Raw genomic sequence first — 17,381 nt, 5'->3', positions numbered from 1 at the left:
TCTTGCAGGGCAAGCGCCAACCAAGGTTGGCGACTACCGGAATCCCGAGCCTTGGGCCTGCTTGGGGTGACCGCCGACCGGCTGCTGAATGGGGTACTGGCTTTCGCGCCGGCGTTGTCTGCGCAGGCGCATGATGGCGACAGTTCCCCGAGGAGATCGCCATGAAGACCCCGATCCTGATGGCCGGACTCTGCCTGGCGCTGGCCGCCTGCGCGACCACTGGCCGGCTCAGCTCTGCCGAGAAGCTTGACCTGTACCGCGCCCATGCCGGCGCGCCGCAGAACGACATGCAGTTCTTCGGCAGCCTCAATGGCTGGACCGAACTGGGTGACAGCGCACTGGCGGTGTGGACGCGTCCCAGCGAGGCCTATCTGCTGGAGCTGAGAGGCCCCTGCCAGGACCTGCCGTATGCCACCGCCATCGGCCTGACCAGCCAGATGAACCGTGTTTCGGCGCGTTTCGACAAGGTGCTGGTGCGCGACCCCACCGGCGGCCCGCGCATGCCGTGCTTCATCGACAGCATCCGCAAGCTGGACGTGAAGGCGCTACGCGCCTCCGAGCAGGAGCTGCGCCAGGCGCAGGTGCAGGAGCGCGAGGAAAGCACGAAGTAGCGTGGTAGTGCCGGCGGCTGGCCGGCATTACCTGTGTGTCAGGCTTCCGGGGTGAAGCCGGCTGGCTTTTCCGCGTCCTTCTCGAACAGGAACTTGACCAGTTCGCCTTCAAGGAACGCGCGATGCTCCGGCGTGCGCGGCGACAGGCGGTTCTCGTTGATCAGCATGGTCTGGTGCGCCAGCCACGCAGCCCAGGCCTGCTTGCCGATGTTGTTGAAGATGCGCTGGCCCAGTTCGCCGGGGTAGGGCACGAAGTCCAGGCCCTCGGCATCGCGTTGTTCGTACTGGCAGAAGACGGTTCGGGACATGGCACTCACTCGTGGTTGCGGGATTTCTTGGAGATTCGTTTCGGCGCCTTGATGGTGGCGCCGTCGAGCAGCTTGCGGATCGGTGCCGGCAGGCCCAGCGTGGGCAGCTCGTCGGCGGCAACCCAGCGCAGCGTGGGTTCTTCCACGCGCAGGCCGTGCACCTGCCGCGACAGTACCTGCAGATGCAGCCTGTAGTGGCTGAAGGTGTGCTGCAGTATTGGCAGCTCTTCGGCCTCTTCCAGCGAGCCGTCGACGTGCACGTCGAACCAGTCCTGCAGCACGCTGCCGGCATCGGCCTGCGGCAGCGTCCACAGCTGCGCCCAGATGCCGGTGTCCGGCCGCTTCTGCAGCAGCACGCGCTGCTGGGGGTCGCGCAGCAGCAGGGCCACCGCTTCCCGTTCGGGCAGGGTCTTGCTGGGCTTGGGTGTCGGCAGTTCGGTGGTGCGGCCTTCGCGGCGCGCCACGCAGTCGTCCTGCAGCGGGCAGATCACGCAGGCGGGTCTGGCACGGCTGCACACCGTCGCGCCCAGGTCCATCTGCGCCTGGGTGTAGTCAGCCATGCGCCCATTCGGCACCTGCGCCACGTGCGCCTCGGCGATCGCCCACAGCTGCTTCTCGATGGCCGGCAGCCCGGGGAAACCCTCGATGCCGTGGTAACGGCTGAGCACCCGCTTGACGTTGCCATCGAGGATCGCGAACGGGTCGTTCCAAGCCTGGCTGAGGATCGCACCGGCGGTGCTGCGGCCGATGCCGGGCAGGGCATGCAATGCATCGAAATCACGCGGCAGGTCGCCGTCGTGCAGTTCCACGCAGCGCTTCGCAGCGGCATGCAGGTTGCGTGCGCGGGCGTAGTAGCCGAGCCCGGCCCACTGCGCCATCACCGCGTCGTTGCTGGCGGCGGCGAGGTCGGGCAGGGTCGGGAAGTGCTGCAGGAACCGCTGGAAATACGGGATGACCGTACTCACCTGGGTCTGCTGCAGCATGATTTCCGACAGCCAGACCCGATAGGGGCTGCGCGGGTGCTGCCAGGGCAGGTCGTGGCGGCCGTGGTCGTCGAACCAGTGCAGCAGGCGGGCGACGAAACCGTCTTCCCGGGCAGTCTTGGCGCTGGCGTGCGGCTGGCGGGGCATTGGTGTTCCAGAGAGGCAGCCACCCGTGGGGTGGCTCTACTGGATTGCAGTAGAGCCACGCCATGCGTGGCTGCACGGTGTATCAGGCGCCCAGCGCTTCGGGCAGCAGGGCGTCGACGAAAGCTTCCGGGTCGAACACGCGCAGGTCTTCCGGGCGCTCGCCGATACCGGCGAAACGGATCGGAATGCCGAACTCGCGGGCCAGTGCGAACACCACGCCGCCCTTGGCGGTGCCGTCCAGCTTGGTCACCACCAGGCCGGTCACGTTCACTGCGGCATTGAACTGGCGCAGCTGCGACAGCGCATTCTGGCCAGTGGTGCCGTCGATCACCATCAGCACTTCGTGCGGGGCGGTGGGGTCGATCTTGCCGAGCACGCGGCGGATCTTGCCCAGTTCGTTCATCAGGCCGGATTGGGTGTGCAGGCGGCCGGCGGTATCGGCGATCAGCACCGAGGTGCCACGGGCCTTGCCGGCCTGGAGCGCGTCGAATGCCACCGAAGCGGCATCGGCGTTCTGCCCCTGCGCGACCACGGCCACGCCGTTGCGCTCGCCCCAGGCCTGCAGCTGGGCCACGGCGGCGGCGCGGAAGGTGTCGCCGGCGGCCAGCATCAGGCTGTGGCCATCGTCCTTGAAGCGCTTGGCCAGCTTGCCGATGGTGGTGGTCTTGCCGACGCCGTTGACGCCGACGGTGAGCACCACGAAGGGCTTGGCGTTGCGGTCGATCACCAGCGGCTTGGCCACCGGCTGCAGGATTGCGATCAGCTCGGCGCGCAGCGCGGCCAGCAGCGCATTGGCGTCGGCGAACTCGCGCGATTTCATGCGCTTGCGCAGGCCCTCGACCAGATCGGTGGTGGCACCCACGCCGACGTCGGCGGTGATCAGTGCGGTTTCCAGCTCGTCCAGCAGGTCGTCGTCAAGCTTGGGGTTGCGCGAGAACAGGCCACCGAAGCTGCGCGCGATGACGCTGTTGCGCAGGCGTTCGCGCCAGCCGGGCTTGCCGGCAGGCGCCGGAACGGCGTCGACCGAGGCGGCGGCAGGCAGGTCGTCGGAGACCGGCGCCGGGGTCGGTGCAGGAGCGGGTTCCGGCAGCGGGGCAGGCACCGGCTCGGTGGTTGGGGCAGCGACAGGGGCGACGTCGATCTGCGTGATCGGGGCCGGGGCCGGGGCAATGGGGGCCGGGACGGCCGGGACCACCGGAGCGGGAGCCACCGGGGTGGGTTCGACCATTACCGGGGCGACCGCTGCCGCGGGCGGCTCAGCGGGGGCAGGTGCGGCCGGCGCAGCTACCGGCGCGGGTTCCTTGTCCTCGACCGGCGCGGCCGACGGGAATGCCGCCGCCAGCTCTTCAGCCGAGTAGTGCTGGGTCTTTGGAGCCTCCGTTGCGGGGGCATCCTGGGGCTTCTTGCGGCGGAAAAAACTGAGCATTGGCAAAAGGCGCTGAAATCAGAGGGATATGCTACCACTCGGGCCTGTCGGGCCGATGTGGACTCAAGGTCGCGGCCCACCGGCCGTTAACCGGTCCGAAGGGCTGCGCGAGGCGGCCCGGAGACCGCCATGAACAACGTGATGGGATTCGCCCTCAGCGGGATGCGTGCGGCCCAGCAGGGCGTGCAGGTGGCCGCGCACAACGTGGCCAACCTGGCGACCCCGGATGCCCAGCACCTGCAGTTGCAGCGCAATGCCACCGAGCAGGGTGGGGTGCAGGCTTCGGTGACGTCCACCGGCGCCGATGCCGGCGCGCCGCTGGGTGATCTGCTGGCCGCAAAAGCCGAGGTCGTGGCCTTCGCCGCCAATGCCGCGGTGATCCGCCGCCAGGACCAGATGTTGGGTTCGCTGCTGGATCGCGAGGTCTGAGCCGCCCGGCTTTGGTGGGTGTCAACCTTGGTTGACACGCTCGCCCCCTGGTAGGTGCCAACCTTGGTTGGCACGCTTTTGGGGCGCCAACCAAGGTTGGCCTCTACCCGGGCAGCAGTGCCAACCAAGGTTGGCACCTACCAGAGCATCGCCAAGCGCTGCCCGGCACCCGATCTGTCGATCAGACCGACAGCTCCAGCAGCAGCTTGTTCAGGCGCGCCACGTAGGCACCCGGATCCTTCAGGCTGTCACCGGCGGCCAACGCAGCTTGGTCGAACAGCACCCGGCCGAGGTCGTCGAAACGCGCGCCATCGGCTTCGGCATCGAGCTTGGCGATCAGCGGGTGGCCCGGGTTGATCTCCAGCACCGGCTTGCTGTCCGGCACCTTCTGCCCGCTGGCTTCCAGGATCTGGCGCATCTGCAGGCCCAGGTCCTGTTCGCCGATGGCCAGCACCGCCGGCGAATCGGTCAGGCGGTGCGAGACGCGCACTTCGGCCACGTCGTCGCCCAGCACCGTCTTCAGGCGCTCGACCAAGCCCTGCTTGTCCTTGGCCGCCGCTTCCTGCTCCTGCTTGTCCGCCTCGCTTTCCAGCGCGCCCAGGTCGAGGTCGCCACGGGCGATGTCGACGAAGCCCTTGCCATCGAAATCGGTCAGGTAGCCCATCAGCCACTCGTCGATGCGGTCGGTCAGCAGCAGCACTTCCACGCCCTTCTTGCGGAACACTTCCAGGTGCGGGCTGTTGCGCACCTGGCTGTAGCTCTCGCCGGTCAGGTAGTAGATCTTGTCCTGGCCTTCGGTCATGCGGCCGAGGTAGTCGGCCAGCGACACGGTCTGCGCATCGCCGTCGCCACGGGTGGAGGCGAAGCGCAGCAGGCCGGCCACCTTCTCGCGGTTGTTGTAGTCCTCGGCCGGGCCTTCCTTCAGTACCTGGCCGAATTCCTTCCAGAACGTGGCGTACTGCTCCGGCTTGTCGGTGGCCAGCTTCTCCAGCATGTCCAGCGAGCGCTTGGTCAGCGCCGCCTTCATCGAATCGATGACCGGGCCGGACTGCAGGATCTCGCGCGAGACGTTCAGCGACAGGTCGTTGGAATCGACCACGCCCTTGATGAAGCGCAGGTACAGCGGCAGGAACTGCTCGGCCTGGTCCATCACGAACACGCGCTGCACGTACAGCTTCAGGCCCTTGGGCGCATCGCGGTGGTACAGGTCGAACGGTGCGCGGCCCGGCACGTACAGCAGCGAGGTGTACTCCAGCTTGCCCTCGACCTTGTTGTGGCTCCAGGCCAGCGGATCGCTGTGGTCGTGCGCCACGTGCTTGTAGAACTCGGTGTACTCGGCGTCGCTGATCTCGGTGCGCGGGCGGGTCCACAGCGCGCTGGCGCGGTTGACGGTCTCCCACTCACCGGCGGCGCCTTCTTCGCCCTCCTTCGGCATCTGGATCGGCAGGCCGATGTGGTCCGAGTACTTCTTGAGGATGCTGCGCAGGCGCCAGCCATCGGCGAAGTCGTGCTCGCCGTCCTTCAGGTGCAGCACGATGCGGGTGCCGCGCTCGGCCTTGTCGACGGTGGCGACGTCGAAATCGCCTTCGCCGCGCGAGGTCCAGCGCACGCCTTCGCCTGCAGCCAGGCCGGCGCGGCGCGAGGTCACTTCCACTTCGTCGGCGACGATGAAGGCGCTGTAGAAGCCGACGCCGAACTGGCCGATCAGCTGCGAATCCTTCTTCTGGTCGCCGGACAGCTGGCGCAGGAAGTCGCCGGTGCCGGACTTTGCAATCGTGCCGAGGTGGGCGATGGCTTCGGCGCGGCTCATGCCGATGCCGTTGTCTTCGATGGTGATGGTGTGGGCGGTGGGGTCGAAGCTGACGCGCACGCGCAGTTCGCTGTCGCCTTCCAGCAGGGCGGGCTGGGTCAGGGCCTCGAAACGCAGCTTGTCGGCGGCATCGGCGGCGTTGGAGACCAGCTCGCGCAGGAAGATTTCCTTGTTGGAATACAGCGAGTGGATCATCAGCTGCAGCAGCTGCTTGACTTCGGTCTGGAAGCCAAGGGTTTCGGTCTGGGTGGTCTCGGTCATCGATAAGGCTCCGTGTGCAATGCCGCGCCAGCGCGTGCGGCCTCGCCAAGGGGTATGGCTGATTGTCCCGAAATCAAGGGGTTGTTCTGGCAGGGCTGCGCCCTGCACCCGCAGAAGCCACAGCAACGGCCGAAGCAACAGCAACAGCGGGCATTCCGTGGGATGGCGGGGCGGTGTGGGTTGGCAGGACACGCCGTAAACCCGTCCATGGGGGCTCGATGGCGCCATCCATGGCGCCAACGGTCCTGCCAACCCACACCGCCCCGCCTTCGACAGGTTCACTCGGCTGTTGGTAGGTGTCGACCTTGGTCGACACCTCTGTCAGATATCCAAATAAATCTGGGGTCAGATCCGTTTTCCGCAGGAAAACGGATCTGACCCCAAGATGACGTTCCGACAGCTCGCAGGAAACTGTCGAAGGCGGGGTGGGTCCGGTTGAGGGGGCGTGAGCCGCATGGATGCGGCGACCGAGCTTACATGGACGTACTTGCAGCGCCCCCCTCGACCGGACCCACCCCGCCATCCCAAGGAATGCCCGCTGTTGCTGTTGCTTCGGCCGTTGCCGTGGCTTCGACGGGTGCCGGGCAAAGCCCGGCCGAACTACAATCCCGCTCATGCTGAAATTCTCGAATACCTCCCGCCGGGGGCGCCGATGAGCGGCCGTGGGGGCAATGACGGCCAGGTCCGCATCATCGGCGGGCGCTGGCGCAATACCCGCCTGCCGGTGCCGACCCTGCCGGGCCTGCGGCCCAGCAGCGACCGCGTACGCGAAACCCTGTTCAACTGGCTGATGCCCAGGCTCGGCGGGGCCCGGGTGCTGGATCTGTTCGCCGGAAGCGGCGCGCTGGGCCTGGAGGCGGTCTCGCGTGGTGCCGCCCACGCCACCCTGGTCGAGCGCGATGCCCAGCTGGGGCGTAATCTGACCGCCGCGGTGACCAAGTTGCAGGCCAGCGACCAGATCAGCGTCGTGCAGGCCGATGCCCTGCGCTGGCTGCAGGGCGCGCCCGCGCAGCAGGCCGATCTGGTCTTCATCGACCCACCGTTCGCCGATGGCCTGTGGCAGGACGTGCTGGCCCAGCTGCCCCGGCACCTGGCCGCCGATGCCTGGCTGTACCTGGAATCGCCGGCCGGCCACGTGCCGGTGCTGCCGCCGGACTGGCTGCTGCACCGCGAGGGCGGCACCCGCGAGGTGCGCTTTGCCCTGTACCGCCGCGCCACTGCTACACTTTGACCTCATCTGAACATCTGCATCCGCCCATGACCGTGGCCAACCGCCGCATCGCCGTCTATCCCGGCACGTTCGACCCGATCACCAACGGTCACATCGACCTGGTGAGCCGCGCCGCGCCGTTGTTCGAAAAGGTCGTGGTCGGCGTGGCGCAGAGCCCGTCCAAGGGCCCGGCGCTGCCGCTGGAGCAGCGCGTGCAGCTGGCGCGTGGCGCGCTGGCCCACCACGGCAATGTCGAGGTCATCGGCTTCGATACCCTGCTGGCCCATTTCGTACGCTCGGTCCAGGGCGGGGTACTGCTGCGCGGCCTGCGCGCGGTGTCCGACTTCGAGTACGAGTTCCAGATGGCCAGCATGAACCGCCACCTGATCCCCGAGGTCGAGACCCTGTTCCTGACCCCGGCCGAGCAGCACAGCTTCATTTCGTCCTCGCTTGTCCGCGAGATCGCACGCCTGGGCGGCGACGTGTCCGGTTTTGTGCCGGCCGCGGTGCTCGAAGCCCTGCGCAAGGTCCGCGAAGCGAAGTCGGCACAGTCGTAAGCCCCGCTGTACCCGCACCCCATTACGTACAACACCACGCACCATTCCGGGAGGAAACCCATGAACACCACCATGCGCGCGATGCTGATCGCTTCGTTGGCCCTGGCCTTCACCGCCTGCAAGAAGGAAGAGGCCGCTCCGGTCGACGAGGCCAAGCAGGCCCTGGTCGCTCCGTCCAAGGACGACGATGCAGGCTGGAAGAAGTACCTGCAGGAAGTGGCGATCCAGAACATGGGCAACATCACCAACAGCCCGTTCCTGTACTACCTCTCGCCGGAATCGGATCCGGACTTCCAGGCCAAGTACGAGCGCCAGACCGAGAGCGCGACCCAGGCCGTGGCCCGTGGCGTGCAGCCGGGCAACATGCTGGCCTTCGGTTCGTCGGCCTCGGGCAAGATGGCTGACATGATCCAGGCCGTGTTCAAGGACGTGTCGCCGGATTCGATGAAGGGCGTGCGCGTCGTCTTCATCGGCCAGTCGGCCGACAACGCCCGTGTGCAGGCTGCGATCCAGCCGACCGGTGCCGAGTACATTTTCGTCGAAGCCAAGTAATACCGAGCCATGGCGGCCATGCTGCGGCATGGCCCGGGCGGCGTCCTGCAAGGGCGCCGCTGATGACCTGACCGGCCCGCGCGCCCGCGCTGGCCGGTCCTTTGTCCCAGGGCGCGGGCGAGGAGTATCGCCGTGTCGCTGAAAATCAACGAGCTCTGCGTCAACTGCGACGTATGCGAGCCGGCCTGCCCGAACCAGGCCATTGCGATGGGTGAAACCATCTACGTGATCGACCCTGCGCGCTGCACCGAATGCGTGGGTCATTTCGACGAGCCACAGTGCGTGGTCGTCTGCCCGGTCGAGTGCATCGACCCGGACCCGGAGATCGTGGAAACGGAAGACCAGCTGCTGGCCAAGCTGCGCCAGCTGCAGCACGATCACCCCGAACTCTATGCGGAGCCACCATCCGAATGAAGACGTTGATCGTCCGCCGCCTGTTGCTGCTCGGCCTGCTGCTGAGTCCAATTGCCTGGGCCGACAGCCCGGCCCGTGCCGAGCGCCCCGATGGCGCGGCCATTGCCAGCGGCCACGCGCTGGCCACCCAGGCCGGCATCGATATCCTGGCGCAGGGCGGCAACGCCTTCGACGCCGCGGTGGCGGTATCGTCCACGCTGGCGGTGGTCGAGCCGATCAGTTCCGGCCTGGGCGGTGGCGGCTTCTTCCTGCTGCATGATGCGGCCACCGGCAAGGACGTGATGCTGGACGCGCGCGAGACCGCGCCGGCTGCAGCAACCCCGCAGGCCTTCCTCGACAAGCAGGGCAACCTCGACCGTGACCGCTCGGTCAACGGCGCGTGGTCGGCTGGCATTCCGGGCCTGCCCGCAGCTCTGGTCGAACTGTCGGCCAAGCATGGCAAGCTGCCGCTGTCGGCGTCGCTGCAGCCGGCGATCCGCATCGCGCGCGAAGGTTTCCCGGTGTACGACCGCATGGCCAAGGGCTATGCCTCTCGCCGAGAGGTGATGGAGCGCTATCCCGGCACGCGCGAGGTCTACCTGCGCAATGGCAAGCCGATCGCCACCGGCGACCTGTTCAAGCAGCCGGAGCTGGCACAGACGCTGGAGCGCTTGGCCGCGGGTGGCTTCGATGGCTTCTACAAGGGCCAGACCGGAAAGCTGTTGCTGGCCGGCGTGAAGCAGGCCGGCGGCAAGTGGACCGCCGAAGAGCTGGCCGGCTACCGCGTGAAGCAGCGTGAACCGATCGTGTTCAACTACAACGGCTGGAAGATCACCACCGCACCGCCGCCGTCGTCCGGTGGCATCGCGCTGGCCAGCATGCTGCAGATCCTGGAAGGCTGGGATATCAGGAAGATGGACCCGGCGCACCGCACCCATCTGGTGGTGGAATCGATGCGCCGCGCCTACCGTGACCGCACCTTCTTCCTTGGCGATCCGGACTTCGTGCAGATCCCGCAGAAGGTGCTGACCAGCAAGGACTATGCACAGGGCCTGCGGGCGACCATCCATCCGGAGAAGGCCACGCCCAGCGACCTGCTGTCGGGCAACCCGACGCCGCTGGAAGACGACGAGACCACGCACTTCTCGATCATCGATCGCGACGGCAACCGCGTCGGCGCCACCCAGACCGTCAACCTGCTGTACGGCTCGGGGCTGATTCCCAAGGGCACCGGCGTGCTGCTGAACAATGAGATGGACGACTTCGCGCTGAAGCCGGGTACGCCCAATGCGTTCGGCGTGATGGGCTATGAAGCCAATGCGCCGAAGGCGGGCAAGCGCATGCTCAGCTCGATGACGCCGACCTTCATGGAGAACGCCGACAAGGTGGTGGTGCTGGGCACCCCGGGTGGCAGCCGCATCATCACCATGGTGCTGCTGGGCATCCTCGGCTACGACGACGGCCTGGATGCGCAGCAGGTTGCCGCGCTGCCGCGCTACCACCACCAGTGGCTGCCGGACCTGATCGAAGCCGAGGACGATGCGTTCGACGCGGCGACGGTGAAGCAGCTGCAGGCGATGGGTCACAAGATCGACCTGCCCGGCGATGTCGCCGCAGGCGGCCGTGGGTCCAGTCACGTGTGGGGCAACCTGCAGACCGTGGAATGGGACCGCAAGACGAACACGCTGTTCGGCGGCAGCGATCCCCGGAACCCGGTGGGCAGCGCCCAGGTCGTACCAGCACGCTGATACGGTAGCGTCGGCCGCTGGCCGGCAATCTGGCAGATCCCTGAAACCCCGCCTTTGCCGGCGGGGTTTTCAGTTTCCTTTCTAGCGATTATTTAACGAGCCGGCGCCGATAATCGACACATGAAACTCTGGTCTATTCGTGGAAACTCGCAGCGCCTTGATGGCGGCGCGATGTTCGGCAACGCGCCGCGTGCGTTGTGGGAAAAATGGGCGGCACCTGACGAGCTCAATCGCATCGAGCTGGCCTGCCGTGCGCTGCTTGCCAGCCCGCTGGAAGGCAAGACGGTGCTGTTTGAAACCGGCATCGGTGCATTCTTCGATCCGCGCATGCGCGAGCGCTACGGCGTGCAGGAAAGCCAGCACGTGCTGATCGATTCGCTGCGCGAAGCCGGCTTCGAGCATGAAGACATTGACGTGGTGGTACTCAGCCACCTGCACTTCGATCATGCCGGTGGACTGCTGGCGGCGTGGAGCGAAGGACGCGAGCCGGAACTGCTGTTCCCCAATGCGACCTATGTGGTTGGTGCACAGCACTGGCAGCGCGCTCTGCAGCCGCACCCGCGCGATCGGGCCAGCTTCATTCCGGAGCTGCCTGGGCTGCTACAGGCCAGTGGCCGTCTGGAAGTGGTGGACGGGGAGTACTCGAAGGCGCTCGGCCGCAGCGTGCGCTTCAGCTACAGCGACGGGCATACGCCTGGGTTGATGCTGGCCGAGATCGTCGGTCACGCGCATGCCGGCGAGGGTGCGCACGGTGGCGTGGTGTTCTGTGCCGATCTGATTCCCGGGCGTTCATGGGTGCACGTGCCGATCACCATGGGCTACGACCGCAACGCCGAGCTGCTGATCGACGAGAAGCGGCAGTTCCTTGAAGACAAGCTGGCGCGCAACGTGCGGTTGTTCTTCACCCACGATCCGCAGGTGGCGCTGGCGCAGCTGGGCCGTGACGACAAGGGGCGTTTCGTGACCCTGCACGAACAGGGCGAGCTGAAGGCGCGCGCCCTCGGTTGATGAAAAGGCCGGGCAATGCCCGGCCTTCGTGTGCGGGTAGATCCACGCCATGCGTGGATGGCGTTCTACCCGGACGTGATTGCTACGACGCCTTCAGGCAGCTGCTCATGAAGGTCTTGCGCGCATCACCGGCCAGCTTCTTGGCGCCGGCGTCGGCGTTGCACTTGCGCATGCGTTCCTGCTGTGCATTGACCGGCTTGGCGTCGGCGGCATGGCCACTGAGGCAGGAGCTCTGCGCGGTCTTGTAGGCATCGCCCTTCAATCCCTTGTTCTTGGCCGAGCATTCGGCCATGCGCTGCTGCTGCGGTGTGGTGGCGTTGGCCGCCAGGGGCAGGCTGACCAGCAGGACGGCGGCCAGCAGGAAAGAGGCTTTCATCGGTGTGCTCCAAGCGGTGGCGGGTGCGCGGAGCATTCGCTTCCACACGGCAAGGCCACGTGAAGAATCGCGGTTCGGCCATGACCGCTTGCATCGGCATTCAGATCGGCGTATTACTTAGCCATATGGGTAAGTATGATCCCACCATCCAGGAAATCTTCCACGCGTTGGCCGACCCGACCCGTTGCGCGATCGTGGCCGCGCTGGGGCAGGGGCCGCGCACGGTGTCGATGCTGGCCGAGCCGTTCGAGATGGCCTTGCCCTCGCTGATGAAACATCTGGCCGTGCTGGAACGCAGCGGCGTGGTGCGCAGCCACAAGCAGGGGCGCATACGCACCTGCGAACTGGTGCCGGCGCGGCTGGGCCAGGCCGAGCAATGGCTGGCCGAACAGCGTGCCATGTGGGAGGCGCGCGCCGACCGCATGGTCGATTTCGTCGAATCCCTTCACCGACAGGAGCAGGCCCATGGCCGCAGACGCAGGTAACAACCCCGACACCGATCTGGTCATCAGCCGTGTGCTCAACGCACCGCGCGCCGCCTTGTGGCGTGCGTGGACCGACCCGGAACTGCTGCGCCAGTGGTGGTGCCCGAAGCCCTGGACAACCGAGGTGCGTGCATTCGACCTGCGCCCCGGCGGGGCCTTCCACACCTTCATGCAGGGCCCTGATGGCGGCAGCAGTGACAATCCGGGCAGCTTCCTGGAGATCGTGCCGCAGCAGCGCCTGGTGTTCACCTCGATGCTGGGCGCAGGCTGGCGGCCGCAGTCACCCTGGCTGGGCTTCACCGCCATCATCACCATGGAGGACGAGGGGCCGGGCTGCCGCTACACCGCGCGGGTGATGCATCCGGACAAGGCCCTGCGTGATCAGCATGAGCAGCTGGGCTTCTTCGACGGCTGGAACACCGTCATCGGCCAGCTGGAAGCCTTCGCAGCCGGCCTGTAGGCCGGCATCCGGGATGGGGTCAGAGCCCTTTCTGCGAAAGGGATCCGACCCCCGCGGTGTTGGGGTCAGATCCCTTTCGGCACGAAAGGGCTCTGACCCCGGTTCGGCGGTTCAGCCGACGCGGGTACCGAAGATGCGGTCGCCGGCATCGCCCAGGCCCGGCAGGATGTAACCCTTGTCGTTGAGCTGGGCATCGATGGCCGCGGTGTAGATCTCCACGTCCGGGTGCACAGCCTTGACCGCTTCGATGCCTTCCGGCGCGGCCACCAGGAAGATGCCCTTGATGCGGCGGGCACCGGCCCGCTTGAGCATGTCGATGGTGGCGATCAGGGTGCCGCCGGTGGCCAGCATCGGGTCCAGGATCAGCGCGTCGCGCTCTTCCAGGCGGCCGGTCAGGCGCTCGAAGTAGGGCACTGGCTGCAGGGTTTCCTCATCACGCTGCAGGCCGACCACGCTGACGCGTGCTGCCGGGATCAGCGACAGCACGCCGCTGAGCATGCCCAGGCCGGCGCGCAGGATCGGCACCACGGTGATCTTGGCACCGGCGATGCGCTGCACGGTGACCGGGCCGGCCCAGCCGGGCAGGGTGTGCGGCTCGGTGTCCAGGTCGGCAGTGGCCTCGTAGGCCAGCAGGGTGCCGAGCTCGTTGGCCAGTTCGCGGAAATCCTTGGTGCTGAGCGCGGCATTGCGCATCAGGCCGATCTTGTGCTGCACCAACGGGTGGCGCACTTCGACGATCTTCATGGTCGGGAAGGGGAAAAGGAGAGAGGGCGCCATTTTGCCGGATCGGCGGGCCGAACCCCAAACCGGGCCGTGGCCCTGGTACGCGAAATGTGCAGATGCATGTCATTGCCATGCAACCTTGCGGACATACCGTGCAGACCCATTCTTAACAGGAATGGGGATTCCCAGTGCATATCAAGACTCCGTTGGCCGTTGCCATCACCCTGACCCTGGCGATGGGGGCCGCAGCACCGCTGCAGGCCGCCGGGCAGCAGGCGATTGCCGCCACCGGCGCCGTGGCCGCCGATGCGGTCGATCTGGACCGCATCGAAGTGCGCGCCCAGCTCGAGGCGCAGATCCGTGCGGTCGACCTCAAGCGCAGCAGCAACGCGATCGAAGACGCGGTGTCGTCCGATGCCCTGGGCCAGTACCCGGACAAGAACGTGGCCGAGTCACTGCAGCGCCTGCCGGGCATCAGTGTGACCCGCGACCAGGGCGAAGGCCGCTACGTGGTCGTGCGCGGACTGGATGCCAACCTCAACAGCGTCAGCGTCGACGGCATCGCCATCGGCACCCCGGACAACTCCAGCCGCGCCGCACCGATGGACGTGATCCCGTCCGATTCGACCGAGCGCCTGCGCGTGGTCAAATCGCCGACCCCGGACATGCCGGGTGATGCCATCGGTGGCGCGATCCTGGTCGAGACCGCTTCGGCGTTCGATCGTGATGGCCGCAGCCTGCGCGCCAAGATCGAAGGCAGCCACCAGCAGCTTTCGGGCGAGACCAGCCCGAAGGCCGCCTTCAACTACAGCGAAGTGTTCAACAACACCTTCGGCATCGCCGCCGGCGTGAACTACCAGAAGCGGACGTTCGAATCGGACAACAGCGAAGTGGAATACGGTGATGTCAGCGGCAACAAGGATCTGACCACCACCCGTCCAGGCGAAATCACCGCGCTGAACCTGCAGAACCGCAAGTACGAGATCGAGCGCAAGCGCATCGGCGCCAACCTCAATCTCGACTGGCGCCCGAACGAGGACAGTCGCTACTACCTGCGCACGCTGTACAGCCAGTTCGACGATGCCGAAACCCGCCAGCGCGTGATCTTCAACTTCAACAACGCCGACATGATCGCCACCGGCACCGACCAGTATCGACTGGCCGGCATGCCGAAGGATTCGATCGACAAGCGCATGCGCTACCGCACCAAGGAAGAGAACACCTTTGCCGCCAGCCTCGGTGGCGAGAACACGCTGACCGACGCGGTGCTGGACTACAAGATCGGCTATACCCGCACCGAAGAACGCGTGGACGACGAGATCGAGTCGCGCTTCAAGCTCAACGGCAAGGTCTTCAATGGCACGTTGGACCAGCGCAGCCGCCTGCCCACCTACACCTTCGACAACGACCAGTGGCTGGACAACGCCAACTACAAGTTCGACCGTGTGGTGGCCAAGCCGAAGAAGGTGGACGACGAGGAGCGCAGCGCGCAGGTCAACATCCGCTTCGACGGCGACAACAGCAGCTACAAGTTCGGCCTGCTCGGACGCTGGCGCGACCGTGACGTGAACGTCGATGAGGCGTCGCTGCGCGTGGGCCCGGCGATCAAGCTCAGCGACTGGACCACCGGTTCGCCGGAACACCGCCACGGCCCGATGGGGCAGGGCATGGACTCTTCGGTGATGCGCAGCTACTGGTCGCAGCACAGTGGCGAATACAGCGCCCGTCCGCAGGACGTCGGTGGCAACGCCGCGACGTCTCTGGAAGGCGACTACACCGCGCGCGAAGACGTGTTCGCCAGCTATGCGATGGGCACCTGGGACATCGGTGCGCTGCGCGTGATCGGCGGCGTGCGTGTGGAGAACACCCGCTTCAGCGCCACCGGCAATCGCGTGGACGTGGCCAAGGACGGGCGCTCCTACACCGCGACCCGGGTCACCGCCAGCAAGAGCTACAACAACGTACTGCCGGGGCTGCACCTGCGTTACGACGCCAGCGACGACTGGGTGTTCCGCTTCGCCGCCAACAAGACGGTGGCCCGCCCGGGCTTCGGCGATGCCTCGCCGCGCATTGGCCTGGCCCGCAACGACAATGAAGTGCGCCTGGGCAACCCGGAGCTGGATCCGTACGAGTCAACCAATATCGACCTGTCGGTGGAGAAGTACATCGGCGACAGCGGCATCCTCTCGCTGGGCGTGTTCCACAAGTCGATCGACGGCTACATCGTGCAGGTCCGACAGGGCGGCACCGACGGCATCTACGACGGCCTGCCGGTGGTGACCTCGATCAATGGCGACAAGGCCAAGGTGCGCGGCGCCGAATTCAACTGGCAGCAGCAGCTGTCGTTCCTGCCGGCCGGCTGGGATGGCCTGCTGGTGGGTGCCAGCGGCACCTGGCTGGACACTGATTTCGACCCGGGCCTGGCCAAGCGCGCCGGTGAGGACTTCACCCTGCCGCGTGCCTCGAAGAACGTGTACAGCGCGCACATCGGCTATGAGAAGTACGGACTGAGCACCCGTGTGGCGGCCGTGCACCGCAGTGAGTATCTGGATACCCTTGGTGCCGGCCGTGCCTTCGATATCTTCGTTGCGTCGAACACCCAGCTCGATTTCTCGCTGGACTACAAGTTCACCCCGCGGGTGAGCATGTATTTCGAAGCACAGAACCTGCTGGACAAGCCGCTTGAGCTGTACCAGGGCACGCGCTCGCGCACCCTGCAGATGGAAGAATACGGTCGTACCTACGCGCTCGGCCTGAAGGTGGCACTGTGATGGGGCGTGGCATCACCGTCCTGGCGGTCGCGCTCGCGGCGACCCTGGCCGCCGGCTGCAGGCCGGCGACCAGCAACGATCCGGCCGTGGCCCCCACGGCAGCGAAAGCCGGGGGCGCGCGCACGGTGACCACCATCGCCGAAGCCTTCCTGTCACCGATGACCCCGGCCGACAACATCGACTCGCCGGCGGCCTGGCGCGCGCCGGACGGCGCGCTGTGGCTGATCGCCACCGCCAAGGCCACCGACAAGCTGGTGGTCTACGACGGCAGCACCGGCCAGCACCTGCGTGACGTCGGCAGCAGCGGCACCGCACCGGGGCAGTTCGACCGCCCAAACGGCATCGCGGTGATCGACGACCTGCTGTGGATCGTGGAGCGCGACAATCACCGCGTGCAGGTGCTGAGCCTGCCGAACTTCGCGCCGCTGGCGACGTTCGCTGCGGACGACCTGCGCAAGCCGTACGGGCTGTGGGTCGACCGCTGTGCCGATGGCTACAGCGTCTACGTCACCGATTCCTGGGACAACGGCGAGGATGCGCAGGGGCGTGACATCCTGCCGCCGCTGGCCGAGCTGGACAAGCGCGTACGCCAGTACCACGTGACCCGCGACGGCGCGAAGGTCGAGGCGAAGCTGGTGGCCAGCATCGGCGATACCACCGAAGCCGGTGCGCTGCGCGTGGTCGAGTCGATCTGGGGCGACCCCGAGAACGACCGACTGCTGATCGCCGAAGAGGACGAGAGCTACGCCAGCGAGTTCAAGGTCTACACCCTGGCCGGACGCTTCACCGGCACCACGTTCGGCCGCGACGTGTTCAAGGCGCAGGCCGAAGGCGTGACCCTGCGCACCTGCGGCAAGGACGGCTGGTGGATCACCACCGAGCAGGGCAAGCAACGCAGCGTGTTCCACCTGTTCGACCGGCACACGCTGAAGCCGGTCGGCGCGTTCCAGGGCAACACCGTGGCCAACACCGATGGCATCTGGATGATGCAGCAGCCCAGCACGCGCTTCCCGCACGGTGCGCTGTATGCGGTGCATGACGACCAGGGCGTGGTGGCCTTCGACTGGGAGAGCATCGCCAAGCAGCTCGCGCTGCCGCTGGAGTGTGGCGCATGAGCCGGCAG

Annotated in this window: 18 protein-coding genes; 12 read left to right on the top strand and 6 right to left on the bottom strand. The window is 66.7% G+C overall.

Annotated elements, in window-relative coordinates; translation table 11 throughout:
• Positions 1-161: 161 nt before the first annotated feature.
• Entirely contained in the window at positions 162-611 is a 450-nt protein-coding gene (locus VPH47_RS12880) for a DUF6491 family protein (protein ID WP_032128869.1), read from the top strand.
• A 38-nt stretch (positions 612-649) separates the two neighbouring features.
• Here VPH47_RS12880 and VPH47_RS12875 read toward each other — a convergent pair whose 3' ends face one another.
• The 3 genes from VPH47_RS12875 to ftsY all read right to left on the bottom strand — a co-directional run bounded on the left by VPH47_RS12875 (position 650) and on the right by ftsY (position 3,475).
• Positions 650-919: an oxidative damage protection protein gene (locus tag VPH47_RS12875; RefSeq protein WP_004153160.1), complete on the bottom strand. Its 270-nt coding sequence runs from the start codon at positions 917-919 to the stop codon at positions 650-652.
• Positions 920-924: 5 nt separating this feature from the next.
• The gene (mutY, locus tag VPH47_RS12870) at positions 925-2,049 is read right to left on the bottom strand and encodes an A/G-specific adenine glycosylase (protein ID WP_110711929.1); all 1,125 of its coding nucleotides are present in this window, start codon (positions 2,047-2,049) and stop codon (positions 925-927) included.
• 82 nt (positions 2,050-2,131) lie between these two features.
• The gene (gene ftsY, locus VPH47_RS12865) at positions 2,132-3,475 is read right to left on the bottom strand and encodes a signal recognition particle-docking protein FtsY (RefSeq protein WP_368850985.1); all 1,344 of its coding nucleotides are present in this window, start codon (positions 3,473-3,475) and stop codon (positions 2,132-2,134) included.
• Between the two features lie 129 nt (positions 3,476-3,604).
• Between ftsY and VPH47_RS12860 the strand changes: the two genes are divergently transcribed.
• The gene (locus VPH47_RS12860) at positions 3,605-3,904 is read left to right on the top strand and encodes a hypothetical protein (protein WP_368850984.1); all 300 of its coding nucleotides are present in this window, start codon (positions 3,605-3,607) and stop codon (positions 3,902-3,904) included.
• Positions 3,905-4,085: 181 nt separating this feature from the next.
• Here VPH47_RS12860 and htpG read toward each other — a convergent pair whose 3' ends face one another.
• Positions 4,086-5,975, bottom strand: coding sequence for a molecular chaperone HtpG (gene htpG / locus VPH47_RS12855; RefSeq protein WP_368850983.1), 1,890 nt, complete (start codon positions 5,973-5,975; stop codon positions 4,086-4,088).
• A 652-nt stretch (positions 5,976-6,627) separates the two neighbouring features.
• Between htpG and rsmD the strand changes: the two genes are divergently transcribed.
• The 6 genes from rsmD (at position 6,628) to VPH47_RS12825 (ending at position 11,443) form a co-directional block, all read left to right on the top strand.
• Positions 6,628-7,206, top strand: a complete 579-nt coding sequence (rsmD, locus tag VPH47_RS12850; protein WP_049423552.1) for a 16S rRNA (guanine(966)-N(2))-methyltransferase RsmD — start codon at positions 6,628-6,630, stop codon at positions 7,204-7,206.
• Between the two features lie 26 nt (positions 7,207-7,232).
• The gene (gene coaD / locus VPH47_RS12845) at positions 7,233-7,742 is read left to right on the top strand and encodes a pantetheine-phosphate adenylyltransferase (RefSeq protein WP_014036814.1); all 510 of its coding nucleotides are present in this window, start codon (positions 7,233-7,235) and stop codon (positions 7,740-7,742) included.
• Positions 7,743-7,802: 60 nt separating this feature from the next.
• Positions 7,803-8,294: a hypothetical protein gene (locus tag VPH47_RS12840; protein ID WP_004153167.1), complete on the top strand. Its 492-nt coding sequence runs from the start codon at positions 7,803-7,805 to the stop codon at positions 8,292-8,294.
• 132 nt (positions 8,295-8,426) lie between these two features.
• Positions 8,427-8,708 carry a YfhL family 4Fe-4S dicluster ferredoxin gene (locus VPH47_RS12835; RefSeq protein ID WP_004153175.1) on the top strand — a complete coding sequence of 94 codons (282 nt, stop codon included), beginning with the start codon at positions 8,427-8,429 and terminating at the stop codon, positions 8,706-8,708.
• Positions 8,705-10,435, top strand: coding sequence for a gamma-glutamyltransferase (gene ggt, locus VPH47_RS12830; RefSeq protein WP_164162395.1), 1,731 nt, complete (start codon positions 8,705-8,707; stop codon positions 10,433-10,435). Before VPH47_RS12835 ends, ggt begins: the two co-directional genes overlap by 4 nt.
• A 120-nt stretch (positions 10,436-10,555) precedes the next feature.
• Positions 10,556-11,443: an MBL fold metallo-hydrolase gene (locus VPH47_RS12825; RefSeq protein ID WP_110711934.1), complete on the top strand. Its 888-nt coding sequence runs from the start codon at positions 10,556-10,558 to the stop codon at positions 11,441-11,443.
• Positions 11,444-11,525: 82 nt separating this feature from the next.
• On the opposite strand, the gene VPH47_RS12820 is transcribed toward VPH47_RS12825, so the two are convergent.
• Positions 11,526-11,819, bottom strand: coding sequence for a PsiF family protein (locus VPH47_RS12820; RefSeq protein WP_110711935.1), 294 nt, complete (start codon positions 11,817-11,819; stop codon positions 11,526-11,528).
• Between the two features lie 125 nt (positions 11,820-11,944).
• Here VPH47_RS12820 and VPH47_RS12815 point away from each other — a divergent pair, with 125 nt between their 5' ends.
• Together VPH47_RS12815 and VPH47_RS12810 are read left to right on the top strand one after the other, a co-directional pair.
• Complete coding sequence (locus tag VPH47_RS12815; protein ID WP_368851590.1) at positions 11,945-12,304, top strand: ArsR/SmtB family transcription factor; 360 nt, start codon at positions 11,945-11,947, stop codon at positions 12,302-12,304.
• The gene (locus VPH47_RS12810) at positions 12,285-12,764 is read left to right on the top strand and encodes an SRPBCC family protein (RefSeq protein ID WP_368850982.1); all 480 of its coding nucleotides are present in this window, start codon (positions 12,285-12,287) and stop codon (positions 12,762-12,764) included. The genes VPH47_RS12815 and VPH47_RS12810 overlap by 20 nt, the downstream gene beginning before the upstream one ends.
• A gap of 111 nt (positions 12,765-12,875) precedes the next feature.
• Here the strand turns inward: VPH47_RS12810 and upp are convergent, their stop codons facing one another.
• Positions 12,876-13,508 (bottom strand): uracil phosphoribosyltransferase, encoded by a 633-nt coding sequence (upp, locus tag VPH47_RS12805; RefSeq protein ID WP_005409099.1) that lies wholly within the window; start codon positions 13,506-13,508, stop codon positions 12,876-12,878.
• Positions 13,509-13,675: 167 nt separating this feature from the next.
• On the opposite strand from upp, the gene VPH47_RS12800 reads away from it, so the two are divergent.
• Both VPH47_RS12800 and VPH47_RS12795 read left to right on the top strand, forming a co-directional pair.
• A complete protein-coding gene (locus VPH47_RS12800) occupies positions 13,676-16,258 on the top strand; it encodes a TonB-dependent receptor (protein ID WP_368850981.1) in 2,583 nt (860 codons plus the stop codon).
• Positions 16,258-17,373 carry a phytase gene (locus tag VPH47_RS12795; protein WP_368850980.1) on the top strand — a complete coding sequence of 372 codons (1,116 nt, stop codon included), beginning with the start codon at positions 16,258-16,260 and terminating at the stop codon, positions 17,371-17,373. Before VPH47_RS12800 ends, VPH47_RS12795 begins: the two co-directional genes overlap by 1 nt.
• Positions 17,374-17,381 lie beyond the last annotated feature (8 nt).

The sequence above is a fragment of the Stenotrophomonas sp. WED208 genome (assembly GCF_040984485.1).
In the GTDB taxonomy this organism is placed as follows: Bacteria; Pseudomonadota; Gammaproteobacteria; order Xanthomonadales; family Xanthomonadaceae; genus Stenotrophomonas; species Stenotrophomonas riyadhensis.
This window is presented reverse-complemented; position numbering and strand designations above follow the sequence as displayed.

What these genes read in the sequence shown, in the direction of transcription:
- VPH47_RS12880 (WP_032128869.1), top strand. Translation starts at nt 162, where the DNA reads ATGAAGACCCCGATCCTGATGGCCGGACTCTGCCTGGCGCTGGCCGCC.
- VPH47_RS12820 (WP_110711935.1), bottom strand. Translation starts at nt 11,819, where the DNA reads ATGAAAGCCTCTTTCCTGCTGGCCGCCGTCCTGCTGGTCAGCCTGCCC.
- rsmD (WP_049423552.1), top strand. Translation starts at nt 6,628, where the DNA reads ATGAGCGGCCGTGGGGGCAATGACGGCCAGGTCCGCATCATCGGCGGG.
- mutY (WP_110711929.1), bottom strand. Translation starts at nt 2,049, where the DNA reads ATGCCCCGCCAGCCGCACGCCAGCGCCAAGACTGCCCGGGAAGACGGT.
- VPH47_RS12810 (WP_368850982.1), top strand. Translation starts at nt 12,285, where the DNA reads ATGGCCGCAGACGCAGGTAACAACCCCGACACCGATCTGGTCATCAGC.
- htpG (WP_368850983.1), bottom strand. Translation starts at nt 5,975, where the DNA reads ATGACCGAGACCACCCAGACCGAAACCCTTGGCTTCCAGACCGAAGTC.
- coaD (WP_014036814.1), top strand. Translation starts at nt 7,233, where the DNA reads ATGACCGTGGCCAACCGCCGCATCGCCGTCTATCCCGGCACGTTCGAC.
- VPH47_RS12840 (WP_004153167.1), top strand. Translation starts at nt 7,803, where the DNA reads ATGAACACCACCATGCGCGCGATGCTGATCGCTTCGTTGGCCCTGGCC.
- VPH47_RS12825 (WP_110711934.1), top strand. Translation starts at nt 10,556, where the DNA reads ATGAAACTCTGGTCTATTCGTGGAAACTCGCAGCGCCTTGATGGCGGC.
- VPH47_RS12875 (WP_004153160.1), bottom strand. Translation starts at nt 919, where the DNA reads ATGTCCCGAACCGTCTTCTGCCAGTACGAACAACGCGATGCCGAGGGC.
- VPH47_RS12815 (WP_368851590.1), top strand. Translation starts at nt 11,945, where the DNA reads ATGGGTAAGTATGATCCCACCATCCAGGAAATCTTCCACGCGTTGGCC.
- VPH47_RS12795 (WP_368850980.1), top strand. Translation starts at nt 16,258, where the DNA reads ATGGGGCGTGGCATCACCGTCCTGGCGGTCGCGCTCGCGGCGACCCTG.
- ftsY (WP_368850985.1), bottom strand. Translation starts at nt 3,475, where the DNA reads ATGCTCAGTTTTTTCCGCCGCAAGAAGCCCCAGGATGCCCCCGCAACG.
- upp (WP_005409099.1), bottom strand. Translation starts at nt 13,508, where the DNA reads ATGAAGATCGTCGAAGTGCGCCACCCGTTGGTGCAGCACAAGATCGGC.
- VPH47_RS12860 (WP_368850984.1), top strand. Translation starts at nt 3,605, where the DNA reads ATGAACAACGTGATGGGATTCGCCCTCAGCGGGATGCGTGCGGCCCAG.
- ggt (WP_164162395.1), top strand. Translation starts at nt 8,705, where the DNA reads ATGAAGACGTTGATCGTCCGCCGCCTGTTGCTGCTCGGCCTGCTGCTG.